Genomic DNA, 13,140 nt, shown 5'->3' on the forward strand with positions numbered 1-13,140 from the left:
TCCCTAACTATGGGGGACCGCAGCAGGCGGTCCCCCTTTCTTTTTTGCAATTACAAAAAACGGCCCAGCCGCCACGTAGCGGCTGGGCATTGGAGAGCGGTGCGGGACGCTTAGCGGAAGGGTGCGGGCTCCCGTCCGGCGGGCCGGCGGTCGAACAGCCATGGAACCTTCTTGCGGTAGGCGCTCTCGTAGGCGTCGATCTTATCGCTTTCCAGCATCGTGAGGGCAATGTCGTCGAAGCCGTTGAGCAGACAGTCCTTGCGAAAGGGGTCCACGTGGAAGGGGAAGGCGGCGCCGTCCTCTAGGCGCACCGTCTGCGACGGCAAATCGACGGTCACCGGTTTGCCGGCCTCCGCATCCTTCATCACGCGCGCGACCTCATCGGGCTTGAGCGCCACGGGCAGGATGCCGTTTTTGAAGCAGTTGTTGTAATGGATGTCGGCGAACGAGATAGCGATGACACTGCGGATTCCGAAGTCGAGCATGGCCCAGGGCGCGTGCTCGCGCGATGACCCGCAGCCCCAGTTCTCCAGCGCGACAACGATCGATGCCCTGCGCCACGGCTCTTTGTTGAGCACGAAGTCGGGGTTCTCGTTGCCCTGGTCGTCGAACCGGTACTCGCAAAACAGACCCCAGCTTAGGCCCTTGCGGGATACTGCCTTCATCACCTGCTTCGGCGTGATCATGTCAGTGTTGATATTATTCATCGGCATCGGAGCGGCGTACCCCGTGATCTGAACGAACTTTTCCATGTGTATACTCCCTCTCACGCCCAGGTGCGGATATCAACGAAATGCCCTGCCACAGCGGCGGCGGCGGCCATTGCGGGGCTGACCAGGTGGGTCCGTCCCTTCGGTCCCTGCCGGCCCTCGAAGTTGCGGTTCGAGGTCGACGCGCATCGCTCACCCGGACGTAGCCGGTCCGGATTCATGCCGATGCACATCGAGCAGCCGGCCTCGCGCCATTCGAAGCCGGCCTGGATCAGGATGTCGGCGATGCCTTCCTGTTCTGCCTGCGCCTTGACGAGCCCGGACCCCGGCACGACCAGCGCCGAGATATGGCTCGCCACCTTCTTGCCCTGCACGACCCTGGCGGCCTCACGCAGATCCTCGATCCGGCTGTTTGTGCAGGAGCCGATGAACACTTTATCCAGCTTTATGTCGGTCACCTTTTGGCCGGGCTTAAGGTCCATGTAAGCCAGCGCCTGGAGCATGGCGTTCCGCTTCGACTCCACGGCGACCTTGTCGGGATCGGGAACCGCGGCGTTGACGGAGATGACGTCCTCCGGACTGGTGCCCCAAGTCACCATGGGCTCGATAGCCGCCGCCGCGAGCGTGACCTCCGATTCGTAGACGGCATCAGGATCGCTCCTGAAGGACTCCCAGTGGTCCACCGCCTTCTGCCACATCGCCGCTGGTGGTGCGTAAGGCCGTCCCTTCAGGTAGGCGTAGGTCTTCTCGTCGGGCGCGAAAAGGCCGGCCCGCGCTCCGGCCTCGATGGCCATGTTCGACACGGTCATACGGCCCTCCATGCTGAGGCCGCGGAACGCCGACCCGGCGAACTCGATGACGTGGCCCGTGGCGCCTGCGGTGCCGACCTTGCCGATCACCGCGAGGACCAAGTCCTTGGCGGTGACGCCAAGCGGCAGTTCACCCTCTACCGATATCCGCATGTTCTTAGACCGCCGCTGGAGCAGCGTCTGAGTAGCCAACACATGTTCGACCTCCGATGTGCAGATGCCGAAGGCCAGCGCGCCAAAGGCGCCGTGCGTCGCCGTGTGGCTGTCACCGCACACGACGGTCATGCCGGGTTGGGTCAGCCCCTGCTCAGGGCCGACGACATGAACGATACCCTGGCGAACGTCTTCGAAACCGAAGTATTCGACGCCGAATTCCCGGGTGTTCTGGCGGATCAGCTGCAGCTGGAGCCGGGCTTCCGGATCGTCGCAGTCGTCCGAGCGACCGCTAGTGGTTGGAACATCGTGATCGGCCACCGCAAGCGTTGCCTCCGCGCGCCTGACCTTGCGGCCGGCCATCCGGAGCCCCTCGAACGCCTGCGGGCTGGTGATCTCGTGGATCAGATGCTGGTCAATGTAGAGCACACAGGTGCCGTCCTCGTATTGATGAACGACGTGGCTGTCCCAGATTTTGTCGTACAGGGTGTTAGGACGCCCCATGACGTGCCTCCTCCGAAATGGTTGGGGTGGGAAGATCGCCCCGAAAGGTGGGGGCGGATGCGGATCGCTGGCCCTACACGGCGCGCCACGCGCGCTGCCAGCTGGGGAACATTAACTGATACGCCAGCGTACTTGTAAATAGATTAGTTGTGTGCTAACGCTTCTACAGACGCACGGCCGGAATCTGCCCGCTGGAAATGCATGGAACGCCGTCGTAGCTTCGCATGCCAGTCATGGGATTGCGCTGCGAGGCGCTGTTCCGATGGCAAGATGCACAGCACCTGCGGGCGGATCGCGGTACAAACTTGGGGGCACGATGAGAGCCAGCAAAACGGTTGCCAAGGCGCCGGACGAGACGACACCCGAATACGGTGAGCAACTCGGGCGCTTCGAACCTGCGGGGCTTGAAGCCGCAATGCCGCGCGGGAAATCCAGCAGGTCGATGGCGCAGAAGGCCTATAACGAGATCAAGGCCCTGATTCTGAGCAATGAGCTTCAGGGCGGCGCGCATATCCTCGAGGAGGAACTGGCGTCCATGCTCGGCATGAGCCGTACCCCGCTTCGCGAAGCTCTGGTCCAGCTCCAAAACGAGGGGCACATCCAAATCGTGCCGAGGCGCGGTATCCGCGTCGTGCCGCTGACGATCAACGATCTCAAAGAAATCTACGACATCCTCCAGGCTCTTGAGGCGCACGCCGCGGAAAGTATCTCCCAGCGGGCTGACCGAAAGGAGATCACCGCTCATCTCTCGGACATTGTGGACGAGATGCGAGCGGCGCTCGCGGCCGACGATCTTGACCGCTGGGCAAAGGCCAACGAGCGGTTCCATCGCGACTTGGTGATGTACGCGGGCAACGGGCGCCTGGAGCAGTTCTGTCGGACACTGCTCGACCAGTCTCACCGCGTTCGGGTCTTCACACTGCGCCTCCGCAAACCGCCGATTCGATCCACAGAAAACCACGCCGAACTGGTCAAGGCCATGCGCGACGGCAACGCCGACCTGGCGCACGCCATTCACGTCGCCCACAAGAACGAGTGGTTGGCCGAAATGCAAGACATCATCGAGCGGCTCAAGATCACCCGGCTGTAGGCGGCGGCGCGCGCCGCGGCTGCTGTGTTGCGATGGAGGGCGGGCACCGACTGGTGCCCGCCCTTTACGTTTGCGCGCCGCTGTAGGAATCATCAAGCGAGGGATGGTGCGATACGACATTATATTACTCATCAACCACCGTGTAAGAAACATGGTGAGCTATCCAGGCGCTCTATGGTATACCATTTCGGTGCACATAAATGGAATACCGAGAATGAATACCGAAATGGGACGCGGTTCCTCCCAAACCGAAGCGGTCTATCAGGCAATCCGCGCGGCGATCCTCGGCGTCGAGATCAGGCCGGGCGATCCGGTCACGGAACGGTGGCTCGAAGGCTTGGTTGCCGCGTCGCGGACGCCGATCCGAACCGCCCTGGCGCGGCTCGAAGCGGAAGGGCTCGTGCAGCGCCGAGGCCGGGGATACATCGCATCGCCAATCGATTTGGCTGAGATGGAGCAGGCCTATGTGTTCCGCGAGACTCTGGAGGTCGCTGCCATCCGCCTCGCCGCCGCCCGCCGCGAGCCTGTTGACTGGGCGGCCGTGGACGCGTTGACGAACCCGGCCGGGGACATGCCCAACGAGGAGTGGTTCGAGGTTGGCATGGCGTTTCACGTCGAGATCGCCCGCCTGTCCGGTAACGAATTCTTTGTGCGTGCGGTGGCTGACGTGATGACTCGCCTGTCGCGGGGACGCTGGCTGGAGATCGGCAGCGCTGGCGGCCGGGACCGAGCTCTGCGCGAGCACGCCAGCGTCGTGGCTCACATTCGCAGTGGCAACGCGGACGCGGCGGCCGACGAACTGCGCGCGCATATCCACCATTCTAGGGACCGCCTGCTAAAGGTCCTGCGCTCGCAACAGAAGGGTCTGGCGGTGCGCGGGTTCCGCGTGGTGAACGCCTGACGCGTTCCGGGGAGGCCGCGGCCGACCTCCGCTCTTCCAGCGGAACGCTCTGGATCGCGATAATGCGCGCACCTCACAATCGCGCGCGCAAAGCTTATTGACATATGATAACGTATGCGTTAAAAAATAAGCATATGCCTCGTGCTGAGGCTCGACCGTGGGGGAGAGCATGCTGAGTTTTGACGGAAAGGTCGTCTTTCTTACGGGTGCGAACGGGGCGATCGGGCGGGCGACCGTCAATCTTCTGGCGGAGCTGGGCGCCACACTTTGGCTCACGGATCTGAGTTCGGCCTCGCTGGGCGGGTTGGTCGAGGACATCCGCGCGCAGGGCGGCCGCGCCGAGGCCGACGGTGTCGACGTCACGCGCTCGGCCAGCGTCGACCGGTCTCTGGCCGCGTGCGCCGAGGCGTTCGGTCGGATTGACGTCCTGATAGCGAACGCCGGGATCTTTCCGCGCGGGGTGCTCTCCGACATTAGCGACGACGAATGGCGGCGGACCTTCGCCATAAATGTGGATGGTGTGTTCCATTGTTGCCGCGGGGTGACGCGCTTCATGCCAGAGGGTGGAAACATCCTGGCCTTGGCTTCGATCGCCGGCCACCGCGGAAGCCGGGATCACGCCCACTACGCGGCGACCAAAGGGGCGGTCCTTAGCCTGATGCGCAGCCTCGCTTGGGAGCTTGCCCCAGGCATTCGCGTGAACTGCGTCTCGCCGGGCCCGGTGGACTCGCCCATGGTCGCGGAGCTCATGCAGCACCGCGGGGAGCAGGTTCTGCGCGGGACCCCGCAGCAGAGGCTCGCGCAGCCGGAGGAGGTGGCGCGGGCGATTGCCTTTATGGCCAGCGATTGGGCGAGCCATATCACTGGCCAGACCTTGCATGTCAATGGAGGGTCCTTCATCGGCGGATGAATGCCCGATCCGAGGGGATCCCAAAGAAAACAAGGGGAGGGGATCGATGACCGGAAGCGCCTTCGTTCCGATTTTCGACGCGCTCAGGATGGCGACCATCGCGGGGGCCGCCCGCCCGCGCCAGGCCCCTACAACGCTGGCAGCGTTGAGGCCGATCCGTCTCCCCGGAGATTCCGTCACGAGTTCCGCCGGTCCAGGACGGACGGGGCGGCCGCAACCGCCCTTCCAGTCCTGCAGCGGCTTCAACGAAAATACGCCATAAAGTAACGGCACCGCCCTCCGCGACGGCAAGGACCGCCGCCTGGTTCCGCTTGCCGCCGAAGGGCAAGGAGGCGTCCGTCGTCGAAAGACATCACCACGCCTGAATCAATAATCGGAATGCGGAGGACTCCCATGAGAGGCTTTATCTCGCGTGTCATCTCCCGCCGCGCGCTCGTCGCCGTGATGGCCGCCGGGTGCACCGCCATCGCCCTCGCGGCAACCGGCGCAAACGCCCAGACCGATCCCCGTGTCGCTGCGGCTAAGACCAAGGGCAAGATCGCCTGGTACACATCCGTCGCCCCCGACGAGCTCCGCAAGGAACTCATCGAAGGTTTCAAGAAGAAGACCGGGCTTGACATCAATCCCTATTACGGCGGCACCGGCCAAGTCTTCAGCCGGCTGAAGACCGAGCGCGAGACTGGGTCGTTCAATGCCGATTTGGTGACGTTGGGCGACGTTGATTTGGTGGAGCAGCTGATCGCCGCGAATGCGCTTCGCCCCTTCCAACCGAAAGGTATGGACTCAATTGGCCAGGAGTACGCCGATCCGAAGGGCTACTGGTACGGCATCACATTTTGGGGGCTGGCGCTGCAGTACAACAACCGCATGCTCCCTAAAGAGGCGATCCCCAAGAGCTTCGCCGAGCTTGCCGAACCGCACTGGAAGTCCCGCGTGGCGATCGCCGATCCGGCACGCAGTGCCGCCGGTTTCCTCTTCCTGAAGGCCATGGTCAGCGAACGCGGCTGGGAATGGGTCGAGCGGATGATGCGCAATGACCCGATGCTCGTCGCCGTCGCTCCCGGCATCGATCAAGCCGTCGCCAAAGGCGAGCGCCTGGTTGCGACCAGCGTCTCGTCCTTCACTTCCGAGATCATGAAGGCTGGCGCTCCGATCGCGCTGGCGTCACCGGACCTCCTCTTCACCTCGCCGCTGACCATCAGCGTTATCAAGGAGGCGCCGAACCCCGAGGGTGCGGAGCTTCTGGCCGAATACCTGCTCACCAAGGAGGCGGGCGATCTCTACGCCAAGCACGGCTGGTACTCGCCCCGGGCCGACGTAAAGCCGCCGTTCGGCTTCCCGCCGGTCGGCCAGCTCAAGATCCGGTACTCGGACGTTCCGCAGAGCATGTCGCGGCAGGAATACCTCGACAAGTTCAACGCCATCGCCCAAGCCGCGAGGAAATAAGCCGTGATCAGCCTCAGCGCGTCCTCGAAACTCCCCGTGTCACAACCGAAGGCCGGGCGCTTCAATGCAGCCCTCATTGTCATCGCGGTGATCGTGTTCGGCTTCGTCGGTTATCCGATCGTCGCCGGGCTGGCGATCTTCGACTTCGGTGCGCTGGGCCGGCTGTTCTCGGCTCAGAACATTGATCCCCTCATCAACTCCATCGTTCTGGCTGCGCTGGCCGTCATCCCCGCGACGGCCATCGGCGTGCCGCTGGCGTGGATGGTGGCGAGAACCGATCTGCCGGGCCGCAACCTCGTCGGTCTGCTGGTCTCGGTCTCGTTCGTCGTGCCGAACCTGCTTACCTCCATTGCCTATATCTTTCTGTTCGGCAAAAACGCGGGCGTCGTCAACGCGTGGCTCTTCCCGATCCTCGGCGGGCCGCTGTATGACATCTACTCGTTCTCCGGCGTGGTATTTCTCTCGGCGGTGCACGCCTATCCGCTGATCTTCTTCACCACGCTGTCTGGCTTGGCGCGGATGAATCCGGAGCTGGAAGAGGCCGGGCGTATCTGCGGCCTCTCGCCGTTGGCGATCTTCTTCCGCATCACGCTGGGGGCAATCCTGCCGTCGGTCATGGCCGGCATTGCCTTCGCCATCGCCGAGACCCTGACGATGCTAGCCGGCCCCCTGCTGCTCGGGCTGCCCGTTGGCATCCGCTTTATGACGACGGAGCTGTACTCGACGATCGTCATGAACCCAAACCTATCCGCCGCGATCTCCCTCAGCCTTCCTTTGGTGACTCTGACGGTCTTCATGCTTTGGGTGCAGGCGCGGATTCTCGGTGGGACCGGCTCGTCGCGCTTCGCGATTCTGGCGGGCAAAGGGGCGCGCAGCGAAACCATTGCGCTCGGGCCGTTGAGGACGCCGGCGTTGGTCCTGGCCTGGATCCCGATCGTCCTCTCGCTTGTGCTGCCTGTGGCGACGCTGCTGCTTGGCGCCCTGATGAAGCAGTGGTGGCGCGGCGTGGAGTGGGACAACATGACCCTGTCCAACTTCGCGTACCTGATCGACGATCCGTCGACCTACGACGCGATCAGGAACAGTCTCATCCTGGCGGTCGGGATCGGTGGGGTGATGGCTCTCCTCGGCGGCGTCCTGGCGATCGTCCTGGCAGGCGAGCAGACATCACTGAAGCACGCAGTACGCCAGTTGACCGAACTGCCGCTCGGCATCCCGCACGTCGTCGCCGGTGTTCTCATCATCCTGGCGTGGTACGGGCACCCCTTCCACCTCGGGGGGTCGCTGCTAATTCTGGCACTAGGCTACGTGCTCGTAACACTTCCCTACGCGCTGAAGACTTGTGAGGCAGCCCGCGGCCAAATCGATTCGGCGCTCGGTGAAGCGGCCCAGATGGTGGGGTGCTCGCCGGTACAGAGCTGGCGCTACGTCGTGCTGCCGCTGATGAAGAACGGGCTGCTGACGACCTTCATCATCGTGTTCCTCTTCGTGATCAAGGAGTTCTCGCTGACTGCGTTGGTGTACAGCAGTGACACCACCACCCTCCCGGTCCGCGTCTTCACCTTCCTGGAGGGCGGAAGCTACGAGAAGACCGCGGCGGCATCGATCGTGCTTCTTGTCCTCACTCTCGGCGGGCTGCTGGTCGCCGGCAAGCTCTTCCGGATCAACGTTGCCAACATCAAGGTGTGAAGATGAGCACCAGCGCACCATTCATCGAACTGGCCGGCGTCCACAAGGAATTCGGCAACTTCACCGCTCTGGCGGATTGCAACCTTTCCATCAGACGGGGTGAGTTCGTCACGCTGCTGGGACCGTCGGGTTGCGGCAAGACGACCACGCTGCGCATGATCGCCGGCTTCGTACGGCCGACTCGGGGCACCATCAGGGTGGGCGGCGAGATCCTGTCTTCCCCGACCGCCCATGTGCCGCCCGAAGGGCGCGGTATGGGAATGGTGTTTCAGAGCTATGCGGTCTGGCCGCACATGACGGTACGCCAGAACGTGGCGCTGCCCCTCAAGCTGAGGAAGATCGCTCGGCCGGATATCGACCGGCGCGTCGACGAGGTCCTGCACTTGTGCCGCCTTGACGGCCTCGGCGACCGTGATCCGCACCAGCTGTCGGGCGGGCAGCTGCAACGCGTGGCGCTGGCCCGGGCTTTGGTCTACCGACCGAGCGTCGTCCTGCTCGACGAGCCCCTGAGCAACCTGGATGTGGCGCTGCGTGAGGAGCTTCGGCACGAACTCGCGAGCCTGCACCGGGCCATCGGCGCGACGTTCATCCTGGTGACGCACGACCAAGTCGAGGCGATGTCGCTGTCCGACCGCGTCGTCGTCATGAAGGAGGGTCGGATCGAGCAGATCGGCCCCCCCGAGGAAATCTACCGCAATCCCAAGACGGATTTCGTTGCCCAGTTCGTCGGCGCCGCCAACCTGGTGAAGGGCAAAGTCTCCTCGGTGCGCCGGGAGCCGGCCGGCAAGTCCTGTGAGGTTCGCGTGGGAGGCGTGGTGTTCCCCGCCGTCCGCGGCTGGGACGGCGCCGCCGAAGGGGACACCGTCACCCTTGCGATGCACCCGGAGTCCATCCGCCTGCAGCCCATCGGACCGGGGGAACCGGGCATGGGGTACCAGGGATTCGTCCGCGGGTCTTATTTCCTCGGTCGCACGCAGGAGATTCTCGTTGAGCTGGATGGCATGGAACTCCGGGTGATGCAGGTTCGCAGCCGGCATTTCGAAATCGGCGAGCGGGTCGGCGTCACAATCGCGAACGAGAACGTCATCCCTCTGGTTCACGGCGCCTGAGGAGCCGGAAGTCCAGCAATCGTAGCGGGCGCAGCCATCAATCCCCGCCGGCGGGGCCCTCAAAAAGCCTTGACGCCGCAAATACCGCTACGTATAAGTTAATGCATCCATAGAGGTGCGCGTGACCGCGAATGAGCGCCGCGCACTGTTTCAAGACACCAACCGACGATAGAGGGAGAACACAATGGACTACGCCCAGGCCTTCCGTGGCATCGCCACTTGCGACCTGTCCGACGCGTGCGATGCACTCGGCATCGAGGCGGTCACCAGCGGCTCCATGAAGGGCGTCTTTCAGGACTGCCCGCCGATCTGCGGACCCGTGGTGACCTACCGCCTGCGTGCGGAAGCCACGGGCTCGACCGTGATCGGTACGCTCGAGGGCATCGTCGAGGCAGCCCCCGGCTCCGTCCTGGTTTTCGACGTCGAGGGCAATATGGAGCTGAACGCGTGGGGCTCCATCGCGGCCAACGTGGCGGTGCAGTCGCGCATGGCCGGCGTCATCATCGACGGCGTTACCCGCGACGTCCAAAACATGCGGGAGCTGAACTTCCCGACCTATGCGAAGGGCACCGTGTGCACGTCGGTGCGCGGCCGCATCGGCTTGGAGTCGATCAACGAGCCTGTCACGATCGAAGGCAAAACGGTGAAGCCCGGCTGGATCGTCGCCGCCGACGAAAACGGCGTGATCTTCTTCCCGTCGGAGCGGGCGCGCGAGATCTTTGCCTACGCTTACCGCGTCGTCCAACTGGAGCAGAAGACCCTGCAGGCTATTCGCCAGGGTGCCGACGCCGTCGAGATCCACAAGGCTTTGAAGTACCACGGCACGTGGACGGAGCAGCTGAACGACAAGGAGCTGGTGGGATGAGCCGGCCCAAAATCGTCCTCTGGCGGCCCATGTACGATCCCCGCGGCCACGCCCTCCTCGAGGAGGGCGGAGCCCGCGTGGTGGTGGTCGATACCTCCTCGGCCGAGGAGCTTAAAAAGGAGCTGGCCGACGCCGACGCGCTCTGGGTACGCACGCCGGAGCGCGTGACGGCCGACATCCTCGCCGCCGGCAAGCGTCTTGTGGTCGTGTCAACCTCCGGTTTTGGCACCGACAACGTCGATCTGAGGACGGCGACCGAACTGGGCATCATGGTCGTGAACTATCCGGGATTCGGCCGCATTCCGGTGGCGGAACATACCATCCTGATGCTGCTCGCCGCCGCCAAGCAGCTTGTCTGGACGGACGCCAAGACCCGCGACGGCAGTGCCTGGGAGAGCCGGACCGGGATGGAGCTTTTCGAGCTTGAGGGCAAGACCGTCGGCATCATTGGGACCGGCTACATCGGGTCCGAGGTCGCGCGCAAGCTTCGCCTGGGCTTCCGCTGCAACGTGCTGGGTTACGACCCCCACGTCGATCCGCGCATTCCGCTGGTCAACGACATCACAATGCAGGGGGACCTTCACGCCATGCTGGCGCAGTGCCAAATGCTCTGCGTCTGTGCCGAGTTGACCGACGAGACCCGGTCCATCATCGGGACGGAGGAACTCGCGGCGCTGCCCAAGGGGGCCATCGTCGTCAACACTGCTCGCGGACAGATCTTGGATCTCGACGCCTTGGCGCAAGCTCTGGACTCCGGGCATCTGCGTTCGGCGGGGCTGGACGTCGTGTACCCGGAGCCGTTGCCGCCCGGCCATCCGCTCCTGTCGAACCCGAAGGTGGTGTTTTCGCCGCACACCGGTGGGCTGTCGGTCGAAACCTCGGCGCGGTTGGCGCGCGCCGCGGCCGAGCAGATGCACACGGTGTTGCGCGGCGGTATGCCGACCTATCCGGTCAATCCCGACGCTTGGACCGCCGCGGCCTCCCGCCGCCCCGTCAGAGCATGACCGTCAGCCGGGCGGCGTGGGCCGGCCTTGGAACCCAATGAGGACTCAGCAATGGTTGCTCAATCGAAGAAGAAAGTACTCGTCCTCCCGGGCGAGGGCATCGGCATCGAGGTCACCGACGCCACGATGCGCGTCGCCAGGGCGGTGGATCTGCCTTGGGACATGGAGATCCACGAGGAGGTCAACTCCAAGGTCTGGATGGAGACGGGCGTCGCCATGCCGGAGAGCCTGGTCGGCGACCTGAAGGCCGGCAGGTACGACGCCATTCTGTTCGGCGCGATCGGCAGCCCGGCGGCGCCGGAAGGCGTGGTCGAGCGCGCAACCCTGCTCCGCTTGCGGTTCGAACTCAAGCTGGCCCTCAATGTGCGCCCGCTCCGTCTCGCCGAGGGTCTTCCTTCGCCGCTTGCCTCCGGTGCGCGCATTGATGCGGTGGTCGTGCGCGAGAACACCGAGGGCGCCTACGTCGGCGCCAGCGGCGTGCTCAACCCGCATGATGACGACGAAGTGGCGGTGACCACGTCGGTATCGACGCGCTCGGGCGTGGAGCGGGCCATCGAGTATGCCTTCGGCCTGGCAATGAAGCGTCGACGCAATCTGTGCCTCGTCCACAAGGCCAATGTGATCCAGCACGAAGGGGCACTCTGGCGTCGCGTCTTCGACACGGTCGCGAAACGTTACCCGGAGGTCAAGGCCTGGTACATGCACGTGGATGCGGCCACTATGCGGTTCGTCACCCGTCCCCAGGACTTCGACGTGGTCGTTACGGAGAACGTCTTCGGCGACATCCTGACGGACCTCGGCGCGGCGCTGGCCGGCGGCATCGGGCTGGCGCCCTCGTCCAACATCAACCCGGTGTCAGGCTTGGGTCTGTTCGAGCCGATCCATGGCACTGCCCCAGACATCGCTGGGCAGGGGAAGGCCAATCCTTTGGCGATGATCCGCAGCCTGAGCATGTGCGCTGCCCATCTCGGCCACGACGACCTCGCACAGGTGATTTACGCAGCCACCGATACGGTGGCGCCGCGCACGGACTTGACAACGACAGAGGCGTGGACCAGCGCCGTCGTCGCCGCGCTCCGATAGCGCGCTCCCGGCCGGCTGGGGGAAGCCTGCGTCGCAGCAGGCTTTCCACTCTCGGTTCGTTCTGACGCTCACGCGATGCGGAAAAGGAAAATGCTCAGCCAACTGGTGCTCGAAAGGCCGCCGTTGGACGCGATCGTCTCCCTGTGGATTTCGGCCCTGCGCCAGGCGGTTCTCGACGCCGTCGGTGCGGAGCGGTCGCCGTTCGTGCGCACCGCGCGGCGATGGCTTCTCAATGGAGGACGCGATCGCATGGACGTCTGCTGCCGTGCCAATCTCGATGCGGGTGCCATCGCCGAACGCGTCCGGGACATTGCCGAAGTCCGGAGTTGGCGCCCGCCCAAGGGCCGTGCCCAGTGGGACCGGGGCGGCGCTCTCACCGTGGGCGATTCCCTCAGCTGGAACGGATGGCCGCTGACAGTGCGGAGGTGTGAGTCGCATGATTGACGTCGTCCAGCGGTCCACACCGTTGCGGCACAACTTCACTGGCTTGGCGGTCTGTTCACGGCTGTCGCCGCGGTGAAGCCTTAAAGCGCATCGGCGCGAGTCATGTGGCGCTGGTCGGGGCCCTCGGCCCGGCGTCGGCGATCATGCTCGGCCACATTGGCTTCAGCGTCGCGTTCACTTGGGTTCAGGTCGGCGCAATACTGCCCATTCTGGCCGGCGTCGTGCTGGTGAACGCAGCTTCCGTGCCGAGACCGGCGCCGGTCGCTTCGCCGGACTGAACCAAAGAGGGCGCATCGCGCAATTCACGCCGCGGCAGAGGCAAGCCGCCGGCGCATGGATGCGCCGGCCTTAAGGGCGACCGGCGCGAAGCACATCACATGCTTTATGCACGGTGCCGAAACAGCCGCGCCCCGGAGGAGCTCA

General features: G+C 64.3%; 12 protein-coding genes. 10 read left to right on the plus strand and 2 right to left on the minus strand.

From position 1 onward, the window contains the following. Positions 1 to 110: 110 nt before the first annotated feature. Positions 111 to 752: a 3-isopropylmalate dehydratase small subunit gene (gene leuD / locus M2351_RS25430; RefSeq protein WP_264658850.1), complete on the minus strand. Its 642-nt coding sequence runs from the start codon at positions 750 to 752 to the stop codon at positions 111 to 113. Between the two features lie 14 nt (positions 753 to 766). Further along, on the minus strand, positions 767 to 2,176 hold the full coding sequence (gene leuC, locus M2351_RS25435; protein ID WP_264658851.1) for a 3-isopropylmalate dehydratase large subunit: 1,410 nt from the start codon (positions 2,174 to 2,176) through the stop codon (positions 767 to 769). A gap of 316 nt (positions 2,177 to 2,492) precedes the next feature. On the opposite strand from leuC, the gene M2351_RS25440 reads away from it, so the two are divergent. The 10 genes from M2351_RS25440 (at position 2,493) to M2351_RS25485 (ending at position 12,717) form a co-directional block, all read left to right on the plus strand. Beyond that, a complete protein-coding gene (locus M2351_RS25440; protein WP_264658852.1) occupies positions 2,493 to 3,266 on the plus strand; it encodes a GntR family transcriptional regulator in 774 nt (257 codons plus the stop codon). A 214-nt stretch (positions 3,267 to 3,480) separates the two neighbouring features. Then, the gene (locus M2351_RS25445; RefSeq protein ID WP_264658853.1) at positions 3,481 to 4,167 is read left to right on the plus strand and encodes a GntR family transcriptional regulator; all 687 of its coding nucleotides are present in this window, start codon (positions 3,481 to 3,483) and stop codon (positions 4,165 to 4,167) included. A 169-nt stretch (positions 4,168 to 4,336) separates the two neighbouring features. Next, positions 4,337 to 5,077, plus strand: a complete 741-nt coding sequence (locus M2351_RS25450; protein ID WP_264658854.1) for an SDR family NAD(P)-dependent oxidoreductase — start codon at positions 4,337 to 4,339, stop codon at positions 5,075 to 5,077. Positions 5,078 to 5,470: 393 nt separating this feature from the next. Then, the gene (locus tag M2351_RS25455) at positions 5,471 to 6,523 is read left to right on the plus strand and encodes an ABC transporter substrate-binding protein (protein WP_264658855.1); all 1,053 of its coding nucleotides are present in this window, start codon (positions 5,471 to 5,473) and stop codon (positions 6,521 to 6,523) included. Positions 6,524 to 6,526: 3 nt separating this feature from the next. Then, a complete protein-coding gene (locus M2351_RS25460) occupies positions 6,527 to 8,212 on the plus strand; it encodes an ABC transporter permease (protein WP_264658856.1) in 1,686 nt (561 codons plus the stop codon). A gap of 2 nt (positions 8,213 to 8,214) precedes the next feature. Further along, complete coding sequence (locus tag M2351_RS25465; protein WP_264658857.1) at positions 8,215 to 9,321, plus strand: ABC transporter ATP-binding protein; 1,107 nt, start codon at positions 8,215 to 8,217, stop codon at positions 9,319 to 9,321. 184 nt (positions 9,322 to 9,505) lie between these two features. Next, the gene (locus tag M2351_RS25470; RefSeq protein ID WP_264658858.1) at positions 9,506 to 10,186 is read left to right on the plus strand and encodes an RraA family protein; all 681 of its coding nucleotides are present in this window, start codon (positions 9,506 to 9,508) and stop codon (positions 10,184 to 10,186) included. After that, positions 10,183 to 11,190: an NAD(P)-dependent oxidoreductase gene (locus M2351_RS25475; protein WP_264658859.1), complete on the plus strand. Its 1,008-nt coding sequence runs from the start codon at positions 10,183 to 10,185 to the stop codon at positions 11,188 to 11,190. Before M2351_RS25470 ends, M2351_RS25475 begins: the two co-directional genes overlap by 4 nt. Positions 11,191 to 11,241: 51 nt before the next feature. Further along, entirely contained in the window at positions 11,242 to 12,273 is a 1,032-nt protein-coding gene (locus M2351_RS25480) for an isocitrate/isopropylmalate dehydrogenase family protein (protein ID WP_264658860.1), read from the plus strand. A 90-nt stretch (positions 12,274 to 12,363) separates the two neighbouring features. After that, on the plus strand, positions 12,364 to 12,717 hold the full coding sequence (locus M2351_RS25485; RefSeq protein ID WP_264658861.1) for a hypothetical protein: 354 nt from the start codon (positions 12,364 to 12,366) through the stop codon (positions 12,715 to 12,717). Positions 12,718 to 13,140 lie beyond the last annotated feature (423 nt).

Source organism: Azospirillum canadense, from assembly GCF_025961225.1.
In the GTDB taxonomy this organism is placed as follows: Bacteria; Pseudomonadota; Alphaproteobacteria; order Azospirillales; family Azospirillaceae; genus Azospirillum; species Azospirillum canadense.